This is a genomic window from Plantactinospora sp. B6F1 (assembly GCF_040120695.1).
Taxonomy (GTDB): Bacteria; Actinomycetota; Actinomycetes; order Mycobacteriales; family Micromonosporaceae; genus Plantactinospora.
In genome coordinates this window covers 1-16,299 of the sequence record NZ_JBEEAC010000050.1, presented here as the reverse complement: position 1 = coordinate 16,299, position 16,299 = coordinate 1, and the positions used below count along the sequence as shown (strand labels likewise).

Below are 16,299 nucleotides of genomic sequence, written 5' to 3'. Positions count from 1 at the left end.
GGCTCACTCCTCGCACTCACGGTGCCACCCGCCCGTCGCGCAGGAAGACGGTCCGATCCGCGTAGGCCGCCACCCGGGCCTCGTGGGTGACCATCACGACCGCGCTGCCCTCCTGGCGGGCCAGTCCGGTCAGCGCGTCCAGCACCACCTCGCCGGCGGCGCTGTCCAGCGCCCCGGTCGGCTCGTCGGCGAAGATCACCGACGGCCGGTGCGCCAGTGCCCGGGCGACGGCGGCGCGCTGTGCCTCGCCGCCGGAGACCTGGCCCGGGCGCCGGTCGGCCAGTTCGACCACGGCCAGCTGGCCGAGCAGTTCGACGCTCCGGCGTCGGGCCTTCGCCCGGGACGTGCCGAGCAGTCGCAGCGGCAGTTCGACGTTTTCCCGCAGGGACAGCTCCGGCACCAGGTCACCGAATTGGAGCACGAAGCCGAACGACCGGAGCCGGAGCTTGCTGCGCCGGCTGTCGGAGAGGTTGTCGATGCGCTGCGCGTCGAGGCGCACCTCGCCGTGCTCCGGACGGAGGATGCCGGCGAGCACGTGCAGCAGGCTCGACTTGCCGGAGCCGGACGGCCCCATGATGGCGAGGATCTCGCCAGGGGCGACGGTCACGTCGGCGCCGTCGAGCGCGACGGTCTGGCCGAACCGGAGGGCCAGGTTGCTGCCCTGGAGGGTCATCGTTGCTCCTTCTCCGCGTCGTCGATCCGGGACACCAGCGCGGCCAGCCGGGCGAGCCGGGCAACGGCGCCGTCGATCCACTTGAGGTCGGCGTCGAGGTGGTACATCTCGAAGTCGGCGTCGAGCTGGGCGAGCAGGTCGCCGGCCTGCCGCTGGGCGCGCATCTCGCGCATCCGGGCCAGGTGTGCCTGGCGTTGCCGGTCGAGCATCGGTTCGGCCGGCCGCCCGCTGGAGAGCGCGATCAGCACCTTGGCGAAGAGCACCCGCCGGCTGCCTGTCACCTCGGGCACCTCCGGCTCGTCGAGCCAGCGGTCGAGTTCGCCGACGCCGGTCTCGGTGATGGCGTAGACCCGGCGGTCCGGCCCGACCCCGCTGGCCACCCCGGTGAGGTTGATCAGCCCGTCCCGGTCCAGTCGGCCCAGGGTGGCGTAGACCTGCGCCGACTTGAGCGGTCGGCTGTTGCCGAACCACTCGTCGTAGCGGCGCCGCAGCACGTAGCCGTGTTGGGACCTCGGTTCGAGGAGGCCGAGCAGGATCCGGGAGACCGACATGGCGGGGAACACTAGCAACTGAGTTGCTAAGCTAGCAAGCGGGTTGCTAGTCGCGTTCGGGGCGCGTCGTCGTACCGCCCGCGCGTGCCTCCGTACCGCTCGCCGTCGTCCCTCAGCGAGCCCGTCGTACCGGCGCCGTTAACCTGGACGGCGATGCCCGTCACCGTCACCGATTCCCCGCCCGCGCCGCCGCCCGGTCCGGCGGCCCCGGACGACCGGCGCCGTCGCCGGTTCGTCGCCATGTCGATCTGGGCGGTGGCCTTCGTCGCCGCCTGGCTGCTGATCGGCCTGCCCACCGATCCGCTCTACGCCTTCGCCTGGCTCTGGGCCGCCACCATCGCCTGGCGCAGTGACCGGCCCTGGCGCACGCACCTGGGCTTCGCCCGGGACTGGCTGCCGGTGGTGGTGCTGCTGGCCCTGTACAACCTCTCCCGAGGGTTCGCCGACAACGGCGCGACGCCGCACGCCTACGAGCTGATCGTCGCCGACCGGTGGATGTTCGGCTGGGCGATGGACGGCCAGGTCCCGACGGTCTGGCTGCAACAGCACCTCTACGACCCGGACGGCATCCACTGGTGGGACGTCGGGGTGAGCTGGGTCTACTTCTCGCACTTCGTGGTCACCCTGGCCGCCGCGGTGGTGCTCTGGCTGCGCTCCCGCCCCCGGTGGGCGGCGTTCATGCGCCGGTGGGGCTTCCTCTGCGCCGCCGGCCTGGTCACCTACTTCATCTACCCCGCCGCGCCGCCCTGGTGGGCCGCCCAATACGGGATGCTCTCCGATGTCGCCCGGATTTCCACCCGGGGCTGGCGGGAGTTCGGCATGCACGGCGCCGGCAACCTGCTCAACGCCGGCCAGATCGCCTCCAACCCGGTCGCCGCGATGCCGTCGCTGCACACCGCCTGGGCGCTCTTCGTGGTGGTCTTCTTCCTCGGCGCGACCCGGCGACGCTGGTGGCCGCTGTTGCTCTGCTACCCGCTGGCGATGACCTTCACCCTGGTCTACGCGGGCGAGCACTACGTGATCGACGTACTGGTCGGCTGGGCGTACGTCGGACTGACCTTCCTGGTCGTCGGGCTCGCCGAGCGCTGGTGGGCGGCACGCAGGGCCCGCCGCCAGCCGGTGCAGGCCGAGCCGGCGCATGCGGTGACGGCCGGATCCACCGGAGACGGGTCGGCCGGTGACGGAGCGGCCCGTGACGGGGCGGCCCGTGACGGGGTGGCCGGGGACGGGGCGGCCATCGACAGTGGCGTGGCGGCCGGAACGAAGACCGACACCGGGCCGGAGTCGGGCCCGGCGCCGGAGCGGACCGTCAGCGCGGGTCGGTGAGCCGGGCGGCCCGGGCCCGGGCGGTCAGCTCCGCCGCCAGCGCCCAGGCCTCGTACAGGTCCCGGTCCCGGGCCGCCGCCGCAGGCCCACCGGCGGTGTCCGCGTAGACGGTGGCGAGCCGCAGCCGCCGCTGGAGCGGACCCTGCACCACCCGCACGCTCTGGATCCGGGCGTACGGCACGACGAGGAGTTCCCGGGTCAGCAGTCCGGAGCGGACCGCGAAGACCCGGGCGGAGAGCCCGGCGCCGAGTGCGGTGCGGGCCAGCGGGTGCACCCAGCGGGCCCGGGCCGGCGGCGGCGTGAGGGTGCCGGCGATCCCCACCCCGGGCAGGATCTCCGACATGATCATCTGTGCGGTGGCCAGGTCACCGACCGGCAGCAGCCGATCCGGGTGGCTCCGGTCGTCGAGCTCACCGGTGGAGATTCCGGCGATCGACAGCCGCATCCGCAGCCACCCCTTCGGCCGCCAGAGCAGCGGCCAGGTCACCCCGATCGCCTGGAGCCGGTCCAGCGGTACGGTCTGGGCCCGGGTTTCCAGCAGGCCGTGCCGGACCCGCAGCGCGGCGTCGTCGCGGGCCAGCCGGAAGCTCCAGTCGTCGAGGACCCGCCGGATCGGCTGGAGCACCACCCCGGCCATCGCGGTGAGGGTGCTGGCGACCGCGATGAACGACCAGGAGCCCTCGGTGAAGAACTGGGTGAGCACGAAGGCGACGCCGAACGGCAGGAAGAAGGCCTGCGGGGTGAGGAGCTGACTGACCAGCAGGTCGCGGTTGGACACCGCGTGCAGGTGTCGGCCGACGGGTGGCTCGGCGCCGGCCAGCCCGGCCAGGCCCGGCACGCCGGGCTGACCCGGTGCCCCGACACCGGGCCGCTCGGGCGGTACGACGCCGGGGGCGGTCGCGGTCGGGCCGGACGGCGCCCGGCCGGCCAGCACCAGCAGGCGCTCCCGCAGGACCACCGCGTCGGCCACCGTGACGTACGCCAGCGGCGCCTCCGTCTTGCCGCCGCCGACGACCTCCAGCCGCAACTCGGCGAGCCCGCTGAGCTGGGCCAGCAACGGTCGGACCACCTCCACGGACTGCAGCCGCTCCAGCGGGATCGCCCGGGTACGCCGCCACAGCAGACCCTCGTGGATCCGCAGTTCCCGCCCGACCACGTGATAGCCGGTGTTGTACCAGCTGACCACCGAGAGGACGAGCGCGCCGATCAGCAGTACCGCCACCAGCAGGGCGAAGAAGCCGGGGCCGACCCGGGACAGCGTCGACCAGGAGAGCGCGGCGACGATCACCACCAGTGACTTCGCCCCGTGCAGCAGCGGACTCAACGGGTGCAGTCGCTGCCGGGGCTCGGCGAACTCCTGCGGAGTCACAGACCCTCCGCCCGGTCCTCGCCGAGGGCGGTGAGCCGGTCGCGCAGCCGGGAGGCCTCGGCCGGACGCAGGCCGGGCACCCGGGCGTCGCTCGCGGCGGCGGCGGTGTGCAGTTGCACGGTGGCCAGGTCGAAGGCCCGCTCCAGCGGCCCGGCGGTGACATCGACGAACTGCATCCGGGCGTATGGCACGATCGACAGCCGCCGGACCAGCAGGCCGTGCCGGACCAGCAGGTCGTGGTCGCGTTCGGCGTAGCCCCAGGCCCGGACGGCCCGGACGATCACGGCCAGCCGCCACAGGGTCAGTACGGCCACCGCGCCGAGCGCGAGGCCGAACAGCCAGTGCCCGGTGAGCGCGAGGCCGATTCCGGCGCCGGCGGCCAGGGTCAGCATGCCGATCCCGAGCCGCAGTGCCTCCACCTTGATCAGGTCCATGGAAACGGGCTGCCAGCGTACGGTCTCCGGCCACGGCTCCAGCGGGTCGGTCGGCCCGGTCGGGTACCGCCCGGCCGGAGGCTCCTCGACGGCGGGCCCGCCGCCGGCAACAGGCTCGCCGCCAACAGGCTCCTCGCCCGCAGGCTCGCCGACCGTAGGCTCCGCGCCGTGCTCGCTCCGGTTGTCCTCGCCGTGCCCGCCTCGCTCGTCGCCTCGCTCGCTCACGTGTCGAGCGTAGGCGATCCCCCGGCGGGTGTTACCTCCCGAAGGAACCCCCGCGCGCCGAGGAAGTCGCCGAGCGATCGCCGGTGGTCGGCACAGGCAAGCCAGGTCTTCCGCCGATCGGCGGTGTGCAGCCGAGGGTTGTTCCAGTGCAGTGCCCAGACCGCCACCGCCCGACAGCCCTTGGCGGAGCAGATCAGGGGCGGATCGTCGGCGGACGGGGAATCCTTGCCGGCGCCTGCGGACGAGTCACTCACGGCGGCGAGTCTACGGCGCACGGCGGCGCTACCGGGAAAGAGATCGCCGGGCGGCCACGGGGGGAGCCGCCCGGCGATTCGCTGCATCGTACACAGAGAAAACCCCGCTATGTCTACCCACCACCGACCGTTTTCCGGATTGCGCGCCCGGTGCGGCGCGATCGGGCCGGATCGAACCGCAAATCCGGTTCTCCCTTCACAGTCTCCGCGCCGGACGTGCGACGCTTGGGGGCGTCGGCGCGCGCCGACCCTTGAGCCCGTGACCCTGCTGTTCGATCCTGTGACCCTGCTGTTCGCTCTGTGACCCTGCTGTGGAGGACCGGTGGCCCAGCCGACCACGCCCGACATCCCGACCCCGCCCGACGTGGGCGGTACCGCCCACGCCGGCGACAGCACCCCGGCCGAGGACGCCACCCTGCTGGAACGAGCCCTCTTCGAGGTCAAGCGGGTCATCGTCGGGCAGGACCGGATGGTGGAGCGGATGTTCGTCGCCCTGCTGGCCCGCGGGCACTGCCTGCTGGAAGGGGTGCCGGGGGTCGCCAAGACGCTCGCGGTGGAGACGCTGGCCCGGGTCGTCGGCGGTACCTTCGCCCGGGTGCAGTTCACTCCGGACCTGGTCCCGGCCGACATCGTCGGCACCCGGATCTACCGCCAGTCGAGCGAGAAGTTCGATGTCGAACTCGGGCCGGTCTTCGTGAACTTCCTCCTCGCCGACGAGGTCAACCGGGCGCCGGCCAAGGTGCAGTCGGCGCTGCTCGAGGTGATGTCCGAGCAGCAGGTGTCGATCGGCGGGCAGACCCACCGGGTGCCGAACCCGTTCCTGGTGATGGCGACCCAGAACCCGATCGAGCAGGAGGGCGTCTATCCGCTGCCCGAGGCGCAGCGGGACCGCTTCCTGATGAAGATCCTCGTCGGGTACCCCACCGACGCCGAGGAGCGCGAGATCGTCTACCGGATGGGGGTCAACGCCCCCGAGCCGGCGTCGGTCTTCACCCCGCTCGAACTCGTCGGGCTGCAACAGAAGGCGGACCAGGTCTTCGTGCACAACGCCCTGGTCGACTACACCGTACGCCTGGTGCTGGCCACCCGTGCCCCGGCCGAGCACGGGATGCCGGACGTGGCCCAGCTCATCCAGTACGGTGCCAGCCCGCGGGCCTCGCTCGGCATCGTCCGGGCCACCCGGGCACTCGCCCTGATGCGCGGCCGCGACTACGCACTGCCGCAGGACGTCCAGGACATCGCCCCGGACATCCTCCGACACCGGCTGGTGCTCAGCTACGACGCGCTGGCGGACAACATCCCCGCCGACCACATCGTCGACCGGGTGATGTCCACCATCCCGCTCCCCTCGGTCGCGCCCCGGCAGCACGCCACCCCCGCCCCGCCGCCCGGCTCCGGACCCGCCCTCGGGCCCGCGTCCGGGGTGCCGGCGGCCGGTCCGGCGTGGCCCGGGCGTCCGCCGGCGTGATGTCGGCGACCGACAGCGGCCCGGCCCGGGCCGACGCCGTACTCTCCCGGTTGCAGTTGCTGGTCACCCGCAAACTCGACGGGCTGCTCCAGGGCGACTACCTCGGTCTGCTGCCGGGGCCGGGCACCGAGGCGGGGGAGTCCCGGGAGTACCGCCCCGGCGACGACGTACGCCGGATGGACTGGCCGGTGACGGCCCGGACGACGGTGCCGCACGTCCGGCGTACGGTCGCCGACCGGGAACTGGAGACCTGGCTGGCGGTGGACCTCTCGGCCAGCCTCGACTTCGGCACCGGCCGCTGGCTCAAGCGCGAGCTGGTGATCGCGGCGGCGGCGGCGATCACCCACCTGACCGTGCGCGGCGGCAACCGGATCGGTGCGGTGATCGGCACCGGCCCGTCCCGGGACGGCGGGGCCGGACCGCCCCCGGTGCCATCGGGGGCGCCCCCGGTGCGGTCGGGGGTGCTGCGGCTGCCGGCCCGACCAGGGCGCAAGGAGGCGCAGGGGCTACTCCGGACCATCGCCGGCACGCCGACCCGACCGGGGCGTACCGACCTGGGGCTGCTGGTCGACGCGCTCAACCGCCCGCCCCGGCGCCGGGGGATGGCCGTGGTGATCTCCGACTTCCTGGCCCCGCCCGAGCAGTGGGGACGGCCGGTACGCAAGCTCGGGGTCCGGCACGAGGTGCTCGCCGTCGAGGTGGTCGACCCGCGTGAACTGGAACTGCCGGACGTCGGGGTGCTGCCCGTCGTCGACCCGGAAACCGGTGAGCTGCATGAGGTGCAGACCGCCGACCCGCGGCTGCGGCGCCGTTACGCCGAAGCCGCGGCGGCCCAGCGGGCCGCGATCGCCCATCAGCTGCGGGCCGCCGGAGCGGCACACCTGCGGCTGCGTACCGACTCCGACTGGCTGCTGGACATGGTGCGTTTCGTCGCGGCACAGCGGCACGCCCGTACCGGGGGGACGACTCGATGATCCGTTTTCTGCAACCGTGGTGGCTGCTGGCCGTACTGCCGGTGCTGCTGCTCGCCGGGGCGTACGTCTGGCGGCAACTGCACCGCCGTACGTACGCGATGCGGTTCACCAACGTCGAACTCCTGCGCAGCCTCGCACCGAAGGGGATCGGCTGGCGCCGGCACGCCGCGGCCGGGGTCCTGCTGCTCAGCCTGCTGGTCCTGGCCACCGGGATGGCCCGGCCGGCGGTGGACACCAAGGAGCCGCTGGAGCGGGCCACCATCATGCTCGCGATCGACGTGTCGCTGTCGATGGAGGCCGACGACGTGACGCCGAGCCGGCTGGAGGCGGCCCAGGAGGCGGCGAAGCAGTTCGTCGCGGAACTGCCGCCGACCTACAACCTCGGGCTGGTCGCCTTCGCCAAGTCCGCCAACGTGCTGGTGCCGCCGACAAAGGACCGCCCGGCGGTCACCCAGGCGATCGACGGCCTGGTGCTGGCCGAGGCGACAGCGACCGGCGAGGCGGTCTTCACCTGCCTGGAGGCGATCCGGTCGGTGCCGGCGGACGGTGCCCAGGGCATCCCGCCGGCCCGGATCGTGCTGCTCTCCGACGGCTACCGCACCGCGGGACGCTCGATCGAGGAGGCCGGTGCGACGGCGCAGGCGGCGAACGTACCGGTCTCGACCATCGCGTTCGGCACCGACTCGGGACAGGTCGACATCGGTGGCCAGGTGCAGCGGGTACCGGTCGACCGGCTGGCCCTGGCCGAACTCGCCGAGACCACGCAGGGCTTTTTCTACGAGGCGGCCTCGGTCAGCGAGCTGAAGCAGGTCTACCAGGACATGGGCAGCTCGATCGGGTTCCGTACCGAGGCCCGGGAGATCACCCACTGGTACGCCGGGATCGCGTTGCTCTTCGCGCTCTGCGCGGCGGGGCTGAGTCTGCTCTGGACGTCCCGCCTGGTGTGAGCGGCGGCCCCTGCGAAAGTGCGGCCCTCGTCGCCAACGGCGCTCCGGCCAGGTCCACCGGTCCACCTGTCCGGTCCACCGGTCCACCGGCCCGGTCCACCGGGCGGCCCGGTCCACCGGGCGGCCGGGCGCCGGGCCGGAGCCGGTCAGGGGGTCGCGCTGACCAGGATGAAGACCAGCACGACCCAGGCGGCGGCGAGGGTGAAGCCCAGCGGGGCGACGTAACGCTGCATGACTCTGCTCTCCGGGTGGCGACTGGAGACATCCCGGTCCGACGCAGGGCCGGGCGAGGTGTCTCGGGGATCAGTGGGCGCACACGAAGTCGTGACCGGGCGGCTGCACACCCTCGGCTCGACAGGCTCCGCATCCTCGGCTCGCCGACGGACACCCTCGGCTCGCCGGCAGCCGTCGGACGGGCACGGCTGGATCGGCACGCCGACGGATGCCGGAGTGTCCCGGGGGATGCGGTGTGAAGCGGAACTGGGTCAGTCGGCGGGAGACGTCACGGCTCAGGCGGACTGACCGAGGACCCGGCCACGACTGGGAGGATCGCTATTTCGCACAGCGATCACCTCCATCTGTCGGCCGGACCTGGAACGTGAGTCATGGTACACCCGGAGGACCCGGTGGCCGCAGTCGGCCTCCGGGTCCTCCGGTGTCGGCTCCGCGACCCCGCCGTGGCGCGGAAGAGGCTCCGATTCTCACCGGACCTGCCGGTCCCCGCCGGCCCGTCCGACCAGCACATACAGGACCAGGACCAGCAGCGGTAACCAGACCAGCCGAGCCGCCACCCAGCCGGACCCGGCCGGCGCCGTGTGCAGTCCGGGTACCGGCCCGGCGTCGGCCAGCCGGACCGCGAGCGCGGCCAGCGCGGTCACCCCGAGCAGGGTGCTCTGGTGCCACAGGTAGACGCTCATCGCGACCGTGTTGAGCCGGTGCACCGGGGCCCACCGGCCCGGCCGGGCCAGCGCGCCGGCCAGGGCGGGCCGGAGCAGCAGCGCCGCGCCGATCTGGGCCAGCGCCAGGCAGACCGCGAACAGCGACGGCGGGTCCAGGTTGGACACCCCGTCCCCGGGCACCCCGACCGCGCTGAGCGGATAGCCCGCCCAACCCAGCCCGGCCATCCCGGCCGCACCGGCCAGCAGCAGCCCGACGGCGGTCCGTCGGCCGCCGAGTCGGCCGTCGGCGAAGGCCATCCCGAGCAGGTACGGCAACAGCCACCCGGCCAGCACCGCGACCGGTACCCGCCAGGCCCCGTCCCCGGGCAGCGGCACCGGCCAGCCTGACAGGTCGGCGCTCCGCCCGGCCAGGTCGCTCAGCGTGACCAACGCCACGGCCGGCACGGCCAGCCGGACCGGCCCGTACCGGTCCAGTAGCCGGGCCAGCGGTGCGGTCGACGCGATCAGCAGCACCAGCGGCAGCAAAAACCACAGTGGACTGATCACCAGTGTGGCGGCGGTCCGCAGGGTCGCCGCCGGAGCCCCGAGCAGGGCGGCCACGGCCAGCACCGTCAGCCAACCGCCGAGCAACAGCAGCACCGGCCGGCCCAGCCGACCGAGCCGGCGGCGCAACCAGCGGGCCGGGTCGAGCCCTCGGGCGGTGGCCGAGCGCAGCGACCGGGCCGAGGCGTACCCGCTGACGAAGAAGAACAGCCCGAGCGTCTGGAACAGCCAGGTCAGCGGCGCCAGCGCCGGCATCGCGGCAAGCGGGCTGGCGGTACGCAGCGCGCCGTCCGGGCCGAGGACCAGGGCGGTTACCAGCCAGTGCCCGAACACCACCCCACCGATCGCGTACGCCCGCAGCCCGTCGATGCCCCGGTCCCGGCCGTCGCCGTCCGACCCGGCCCGCCAGCGCCGTGGCGCCTCGGCCAGCCCTCGTCGGCCAGCCCCACCCGCGCTGCCGCCCCGCCACGGCCCGAGAACGCTCGCCGATCGCCGTTCGACGGTGCCCGCCGGTGGCCGTTCGACGGTGCCCGCCGGTGGCCGTTCGACGGTGCCCGCCGGTGGCCGTTCGACGGTGCTCATCGGGCCGTCACCGCCGCCGGGGCGACCGGTCCGGGCGCGCCGAGCGCGACCAGGGCGGTCGCGTGCAGCGTGGCGCTGCCCGGCACCAGGTAGCCGTCGTGCCCGCTCACTCCCGTCACCGGCAGCGGGCGGGCCCCGAAGTCGGGGCTGGCCGGCCGACTCCCGTGCCCGAAGCCGAACAACCGCACCGGGGGGAGCCGGCGGATCCAGTCGTCCGGTGCCTCGGCAGCCCAGACCCGGGCGTCGGTACCCAGCTCGCCCACCCGGTCCACGCCCATCCCGACCCCGGCCAGCGTCACCAGGTCGGTCACCTGCGACGGCACGTCGGGTGCGGCCAGCCCGAGCACCAGCGCGCCATAGCTGTGCCCGACCAGCGTCACCGTCGCGCCGGGGCGGTGCCGGGCCAGCGTCCGGGTCAGCTCGACCAGCGCGTCCGCCCCGGCCCGCGCGTGCTCGGAGCGCGCCGCCGCCCGACCGAGCCCGTTCGGCGGGTCGTAGCCGAGCCAGGCGAGCACCGCCACCCGGGCATCGGGGCGGACCGCGCGGATCTCGTCGTAGATGGCCCGGGCCTGGACGGCCGGGGCGCGTCGGCGCACCCCGCCCAGGCCGCGGTCGAAGTCTCGCAGGCTGCTGTCCACCCCCGGCACCAGCACCACGATCCGGTCGGCGGTGCCGAGGTCGCCGAGTACCTCCACGGCCAGCCCGTCGCCCTGCGGATCGAACGCCAGGAAGGAGCGGCCGGCGGCCACCCAGCCGGCGTACGGTGCACCGGCGGCCCGCATCGTCGCCGCCACCGCCGGGTACGCCTCGACGTACCCGGCCCGCGCCACCGCCACCTCGCTCGCCCTCGCCGGCGGCGGCACCGTCAGCCCCAGCGCGAGCAGCCCGGCCACCGCGCCCCGTACCGTCGGACGCCACTCCATCCCGCTCTCCCTCCGATCGCTTCGGAGCCGAGAATGCGTGCTCGGAGGGGGCGGCCGCGTCACGCCACGGGACGGCTTCCGGCGGCCTACCCGGGGACTAGCGGCGGGCTACCGGGGAACTAGTCACCGGCCGCCACCAGCCCGGACTCGTACGCGACGACGACCGCCTGAGCCCGGTCGCGCAGGTCGAGCTTGCTCAGGATCCGCCCGACGTGGGTCTTTACGGTCTGCTCGGCGACGACCAGCTCGGCGGCGATCTCGCCGTTGGACCGGCCCCTGGCGATCAGCCGCAGCACCTCGGTCTCCCGGGGGGTGAGCCCGGCGAGGCTGGTCGGCCGGGGCCGGTCCCGACCGGGTCGGGCGGCGAACTCGGCGATCAGCCGGCGGGTCACCGCCGGGGCGAGCAGCGCGTCCCCGGCCGCGATCACCCGGACCGCGTGCACCAGGTCGGCGGCGGGGGCGTCCTTGAGCAGGAAGCCGCTGGCACCGGCTCGCAGCGCCTCGTAGACGTAGTCGTCGAGGTCGAACGTGGTCAGAATGAGCACCCGGGGCCGGGCCGGGTCTGGCCGGTCGCCGAGGAGCTGCCGGGTCGCGGCGAGGCCGTCCAGTACCGGCATCCGGACGTCCATCAACACCACGTCCGGGTCGAGCCGCCGGGCGGCGGTGACCGCCTCCGCGCCGTTCGCCGCGTCCCCGACCACCAGCAGGTCGGGCTGGGCCGCCAGCAGCGCCCCGAAGCCCTGCCGGACCATCGCCTGGTCGTCGACGATCAGCACCCGGATCATCGGGTCGTCCTTCCGTTCGGCTCCAGGCCCGGCGGCTCCGGGGCGGGCGACTCCGAGTCCGGCGGCTCCGGGGCGGGCGACTCCGGGGGCGTCGGCTCCGGGTGGTAGGGCAGGTGCGCGGTGACCGCGTACCCCTGGTCGTCGGTCGGGCCGGCCCGCAGCCGGCCGCCGAGCAGCCGGACCCGCTCCCGCATCCCGGTCAGGCCGTGCCCGACCGGGCCGGCGGAGTCGGCCGGCCCGCCGGCGCCGGGCGTACCGACCGGGTCGTTCCAGACCCCGACGGTCAGCGCCCGGTCATCCGCGTCGAGCAGGACCCGCACCGCCGTCCCGGGCGCGTGCCGGGCCGCGTTCGCCAGGGCCTCCTGGATGATCCGGTACGCGGCCAGTCCGACCGCCTCCGGCACCGGTCGGCCCTCCGCCGGGGCCGGGCCGGCGGCGACCGTCACCGCCATTCCGGCCCGGCGGGCCGCCTCGACCAGCTCGGGTACGTCGGCCAGCCCCGGCTGCGGCGCGGTCTGCGGTGCCGCCGACTCGCTGCGCAGTACGCCGAGCAGTCGGCGCATGTCGGTCAGCGCCTCCCGGGCCGACCCGGCGATCGCGGTGAACTCGGCCCGGGCCGGCTCGGGCAGCCCGGCCAGCCGGTACGGCGCGGTCTCCGCCTGCACCGCGATCATCGACATGTGGTGCGCGACCACGTCGTGCATCTCCCGGGCGATCCGGGTCCGTTCCTCCAGCACCGCCCGGCGGGCCTGCTCCAGCTCGCTGCGTTCGGCCTGCTCGGCCAGGGCCTGCTGGCTCTGCCGGCGTCGCCGCACCTGGTCGCCGACGATCAGGATCGCCAGGAAGAGCAGCGCGACCCCGTGCGCGTTCGCCTGGGTCCGCACGAACAGGTACGCCGGCAGCACGCTGAGCAGCCCCGCCCAGGTCGCGATCCCCAGGCTGGTCCGGGCGGCCAGCACCAGCAGGACGAAGAGGAAGGCGATGATCTGCACCGGGCTCCACGGCCAGGCCTCGTCGGACTGCGCGTCGAGCACGCCGAGGTAGAGCAGCGGGTAGCCGATCCGCCAGGCGAGCAGCGGACGGGACAGGGCCAGCACCGCCGGCAGTGTGCCACCGACGGCGAGCGGGACCGCTATCGTCTCGGGCATGTCCCGGGTGTCGGTCAGGTACTGGACCCCGGCGATGGTGAGGCCGACCAGGGCGAAGACCAGCGCCGGGAGCAGGACCGGCCGGACGCGGTCCCACCCGCGTCGCAACCTGCCCGGCGGACCGGCGGGCGGTGACGGCGGATAGTCCGCTCCGACCAGGAGCCGGCGCAGGTCGTGGCGACCGGCGCGCATCGCCGTGGCGGTGCTCTTTCCCATCAGGGGCAGGGTACGCAGACCGGACCCCTCCGTCGTCACTCCCTGGCGCGATCCCGCCGGTAGTACCCCGGTAGTACGCCACCCGGGTTACGGATTACCTGCCGGTAGCGCCTAGTCTCCAACCCGCACGTCCGTACCGTCCGTGAGGAGGACACCCGTGGCCCGAACCGTGCTGGTGACCGGAGGCAACCGGGGGATCGGCCTCGCCATCGCGCAGGCCTTCGCCAAGCAGGGCGACCGGGTCGCGGTCACCCACCGGGGCAGCAACCCGCCGGCAGACCTGTTCGGGGTCCGGTGCGACATCACCGACAGCGACGAGGTCGACGGGGCGTTCTCGGCCGTCGAGGCGGAGCTGGGCCCGGTCGAGGTGCTGGTCTGCAACGCCGGGATCACCGACGACACGCTGCTGCTGCGGATGTCGGAGGAGCAGTTCACCCGGGTCCTCGACGCGAACCTGACCGGCGCGTTCCGGTGTGCCAAGCGGGCCTCCGGCAAGATGCTCCGGGCCCGGTGGGGCCGCATGATCTTCGTCTCGTCCGTGGTCGGCCTCTCCGGCGGCGCCGGCCAGGTGAACTACGCGGCCAGCAAGGCCGGCCTGGTCGGGGTGGCCCGGTCGATCACCCGGGAGCTGGGCAGCCGGAACATCACCGCCAACGTCGTCGCGCCGGGGTTCATCGACACCGACATGACGGCGGTACTCAGCGAGGAGCGCAAGGCGGAGATCCGCAAGTCCATCCCGGCCGGCCGGATGGCCAGCCCGGACGAGGTGGCCGGGGTGGTGGCCTGGCTCGCCTCCGACGCGGCCGGCTACGTCTCCGGGGCGGTCATCCCGGTCGACGGCGGCCTCGGTATGGGGCACTGACCTGCCCGGAACCCGGGGCACCGACTGACACAATCGCCCAGGCGCCGTTATCGGCCGGGACGGACCCGGACCGGTCACGGGACTCGGGGGACCACGAGGGTATGGAGGATCTTCACGTGTCTGGACTGCTGGCCGGCAAGCGGCTGCTCGTCACCGGGGTCATCACGGACCAGTCGATCGCGTTCTCGGTGGCGAGGCTCGCCCAGGAGAACGGGGCGACGGTGATACTCACCGGCTTCGGCCGGATGTCGCTGGTCGAGCGGATCGCCAAGCGGCTGCCCGAGCCCGCGCCGGTCATCGAGCTGGACGTTACCGACGCCGGGCAGTTGGACAGCCTGGCGGGGCGGGTCCGCGAGCACGTCGACGGGCTGGACGGGGTGGTGCACTCGATCGGCTTCGCGCCGCAGAGCTGCCTGGGCGGTGGCTTCCTGGACGCGCCGTGGGAGGACGTGGCGACCGCGGTGCACGTCTCGACGTACTCCTACAAGGCGCTCGCGGTGGCCGCGCTGCCGCTGATGAGCGCCGGCGGCGCGGTGGTCGGGCTCACCTTCGACGCCACCAAGGCCTGGCCGGTGTACGACTGGATGGGTGTGGCCAAGGCCGGGCTGGAGTCCGCCTCCCGCTACCTGGCGCTGCACCTGGGCCCGAAGGGGATCCGCAGCAACCTGGTCTCGGCAGGGCCGCTGCGTACCATGGCGGCGAAGTCGATCCCGGGTTTCGAGCAGTTCGAGGAGGCCTGGGCCGACCGGGCCCCGCTGGGCTGGGCGCTGACCGACCAGGAGCCGGCCGCCCGGGCGTGCCTGGCGTTGCTCTCCGACTGGTTCCCGGCCACCACCGGTGAGATCGTGCACGTCGACGGCGGCTACCACGCGCTCGGCGCTCCGATGTGAGGCAGGTCCCGCCCGGTGGACGGGGGAACTGCCGAACCGGCCGGGCGGGAACAATGGCGGTATGTCGTACGACGCAGTTGTGCTGATCTCGTTCGGCGGCCCGGAACGGCCGGAGGATGTCCTGCCGTTCCTGGCCAACGTCACCCGGGGCCGGAACGTGCCGCCGGACCGGCTGGCCGAGGTCGCCGAGCACTATCGGCACTTCGGCGGCGTGTCGCCGATCAACCAGCAGTGCCGGGACCTGCTCGCCGCGATCCGCGCCGACTTCGCCGCGCACGGGCTCGACCTGCCGGTCTACTGGGGCAACCGCAACTGGCACCCGATGCTCGCCGACACCGTGGCCCAGCTGCGCGACGACGGGATCACCTCCGCCCTCGGCTTCGTGACAAGCGCCTACAGCGGCTACTCCTCCTGCCGGCAGTACCTGGACGACATCGCGTCCGCCCGGGCGGCGGTGGGCCCGGACGCGCCGAGGATCGACAAGCTGCGGCAGTACTGGGACCATCCCGGATTCGTCGAGCCGCACGCCGACGCGGTGGCGGCCGCGCTGGACACCCTCGACCCGGCCCGGCGGGACAGCACCCGGCTGGTCTTCACCGCCCACTCGATCCCGGTCTCGATGGCCGCGTCCGCCGGCCCGCAGGGCGGCCGGTACGAGGCGCAGCTCCGCGAGACCGCCGCGCTGGTGGCCGAGCGGGCCGCCCCCGACCTCCGCTACGACCTGGTCTGGCAGAGCCGTTCCGGCCCGCCCCAGGTGCCGTGGCTGGAGCCGGACGTCAACGACCACCTGCGGGCGCTGGCGGCCGACGGTGTCACCTCGGTGGCGGTCAGCCCGATCGGATTCGTCTCCGACCACCTGGAGGTGGTGTGGGACCTGGACACCGAGGCGGCGACGACCGCCAAGGAGCTCGGCCTCGACTTCGCCCGGGCCGGCACCCCGGGCACCGACCCGAGGTTCGTGGCGATGGTCCGGGAACTGGTGACCGAGCGGCTCGACCCGGCCGATCCGGCGGCGCGGCGCCGGCTGGGTACGCTGCCGGCCTGGGACACCTGCTCGGCCGGTTGCTGCCAGCCAGTCCGGCGCCCCTGACGCCAGTCCCTGACGCTAGGCCCGTATTCCGCACGTCGGCGATCGTCAGCACCATTCCAGCGGGTTGACGTCGAGTAGGTCCAGGATTTCGAGTTGTAGGGGTGTGGGTTGAGGGATGGTGTGTAGGTTTCCGCTGGTCG

16 protein-coding genes are annotated in these 16,299 nt (G+C 73.9%); 7 read left to right on the top strand and 9 right to left on the bottom strand.

The genetic code is table 11. The features are described from left to right. Window positions 1-16: 16 nt before the first annotated feature. Together ABNF97_RS32235 and ABNF97_RS32230 are read right to left on the bottom strand one after the other, a co-directional pair. Complete coding sequence (locus tag ABNF97_RS32235) at window positions 17-673, bottom strand: ATP-binding cassette domain-containing protein (RefSeq protein WP_130460474.1); 657 nt, start codon at window positions 671-673, stop codon at window positions 17-19. Continuing rightward, the gene (locus ABNF97_RS32230) at window positions 670-1,224 is read right to left on the bottom strand and encodes a PadR family transcriptional regulator (RefSeq protein ID WP_349340825.1); all 555 of its coding nucleotides are present in this window, start codon (window positions 1,222-1,224) and stop codon (window positions 670-672) included. The genes ABNF97_RS32235 and ABNF97_RS32230 overlap by 4 nt, the downstream gene beginning before the upstream one ends. Window positions 1,225-1,377: 153 nt before the next feature. On the opposite strand from ABNF97_RS32230, the gene ABNF97_RS32225 reads away from it, so the two are divergent. Further along, the gene (locus ABNF97_RS32225) at window positions 1,378-2,550 is read left to right on the top strand and encodes a phosphatase PAP2 family protein (protein WP_502930583.1); all 1,173 of its coding nucleotides are present in this window, start codon (window positions 1,378-1,380) and stop codon (window positions 2,548-2,550) included. Here the strand turns inward: ABNF97_RS32225 and ABNF97_RS32220 are convergent. The 3 genes from ABNF97_RS32220 to ABNF97_RS32210 all read right to left on the bottom strand — a co-directional run bounded on the left by ABNF97_RS32220 (window position 2,534) and on the right by ABNF97_RS32210 (window position 4,832). Next, window positions 2,534-3,919 carry a PH domain-containing protein gene (locus ABNF97_RS32220; protein ID WP_130460471.1) on the bottom strand — a complete coding sequence of 462 codons (1,386 nt, stop codon included), beginning with the start codon at window positions 3,917-3,919 and terminating at the stop codon, window positions 2,534-2,536. The two genes, ABNF97_RS32225 and ABNF97_RS32220, sit on opposite strands and share 17 nt — an antisense overlap. Beyond that, complete coding sequence (locus ABNF97_RS32215; protein ID WP_349340832.1) at window positions 3,916-4,395, bottom strand: PH domain-containing protein; 480 nt, start codon at window positions 4,393-4,395, stop codon at window positions 3,916-3,918. The genes ABNF97_RS32220 and ABNF97_RS32215 overlap by 4 nt, the downstream gene beginning before the upstream one ends. A gap of 179 nt (window positions 4,396-4,574) precedes the next feature. After that, window positions 4,575-4,832 carry a hypothetical protein gene (locus ABNF97_RS32210; protein ID WP_130460469.1) on the bottom strand — a complete coding sequence of 86 codons (258 nt, stop codon included), beginning with the start codon at window positions 4,830-4,832 and terminating at the stop codon, window positions 4,575-4,577. Between the two features lie 322 nt (window positions 4,833-5,154). Between ABNF97_RS32210 and ABNF97_RS32205 the strand changes: the two genes are divergently transcribed. From ABNF97_RS32205 to ABNF97_RS32195, 3 genes are read left to right on the top strand one after another with little or no spacing between them, the layout of a single operon-like run. Beyond that, the gene (locus ABNF97_RS32205) at window positions 5,155-6,300 is read left to right on the top strand and encodes an AAA family ATPase (protein WP_349340824.1); all 1,146 of its coding nucleotides are present in this window, start codon (window positions 5,155-5,157) and stop codon (window positions 6,298-6,300) included. Beyond that, the gene (locus tag ABNF97_RS32200) at window positions 6,276-7,274 is read left to right on the top strand and encodes a DUF58 domain-containing protein (protein ID WP_502930582.1); all 999 of its coding nucleotides are present in this window, start codon (window positions 6,276-6,278) and stop codon (window positions 7,272-7,274) included. Before ABNF97_RS32205 ends, ABNF97_RS32200 begins: the two co-directional genes overlap by 25 nt. Then, window positions 7,271-8,221 (top strand): VWA domain-containing protein, encoded by a 951-nt coding sequence (locus tag ABNF97_RS32195; protein WP_130460467.1) that lies wholly within the window; start codon window positions 7,271-7,273, stop codon window positions 8,219-8,221. Before ABNF97_RS32200 ends, ABNF97_RS32195 begins: the two co-directional genes overlap by 4 nt. A gap of 701 nt (window positions 8,222-8,922) precedes the next feature. Here the strand turns inward: ABNF97_RS32195 and ABNF97_RS32190 are convergent. From ABNF97_RS32190 to ABNF97_RS32175, 4 genes are all read right to left on the bottom strand, one after another. Then, entirely contained in the window at window positions 8,923-10,245 is a 1,323-nt protein-coding gene (locus ABNF97_RS32190; protein WP_349340822.1) for an acyltransferase family protein, read from the bottom strand. Continuing rightward, window positions 10,242-11,168, bottom strand: coding sequence for an alpha/beta hydrolase (locus tag ABNF97_RS32185; RefSeq protein WP_349340821.1), 927 nt, complete (start codon window positions 11,166-11,168; stop codon window positions 10,242-10,244). Before ABNF97_RS32185 ends, ABNF97_RS32190 begins: the two co-directional genes overlap by 4 nt. Before the next feature lie 119 nt (window positions 11,169-11,287). Continuing rightward, complete coding sequence (locus tag ABNF97_RS32180; RefSeq protein WP_130460463.1) at window positions 11,288-11,953, bottom strand: response regulator; 666 nt, start codon at window positions 11,951-11,953, stop codon at window positions 11,288-11,290. Then, window positions 11,950-13,317 carry a sensor histidine kinase gene (locus ABNF97_RS32175; RefSeq protein WP_349340820.1) on the bottom strand — a complete coding sequence of 456 codons (1,368 nt, stop codon included), beginning with the start codon at window positions 13,315-13,317 and terminating at the stop codon, window positions 11,950-11,952. The genes ABNF97_RS32180 and ABNF97_RS32175 overlap by 4 nt, the downstream gene beginning before the upstream one ends. 157 nt (window positions 13,318-13,474) lie before the next feature. Here ABNF97_RS32175 and ABNF97_RS32170 point away from each other — a divergent pair, with 157 nt between their 5' ends. From ABNF97_RS32170 to ABNF97_RS32160, 3 genes are all read left to right on the top strand, one after another. Then, entirely contained in the window at window positions 13,475-14,179 is a 705-nt protein-coding gene (locus ABNF97_RS32170) for a 3-oxoacyl-ACP reductase FabG (RefSeq protein ID WP_130460462.1), read from the top strand. A 116-nt stretch (window positions 14,180-14,295) separates the two neighbouring features. Continuing rightward, window positions 14,296-15,069, top strand: coding sequence for an enoyl-ACP reductase FabI (gene fabI / locus ABNF97_RS32165; RefSeq protein WP_130460461.1), 774 nt, complete (start codon window positions 14,296-14,298; stop codon window positions 15,067-15,069). A gap of 61 nt (window positions 15,070-15,130) precedes the next feature. Then, window positions 15,131-16,159, top strand: a complete 1,029-nt coding sequence (locus ABNF97_RS32160) for a ferrochelatase (RefSeq protein ID WP_130460460.1) — start codon at window positions 15,131-15,133, stop codon at window positions 16,157-16,159. The last annotated feature ends 140 nt before the right edge of the window (window positions 16,160-16,299 follow it).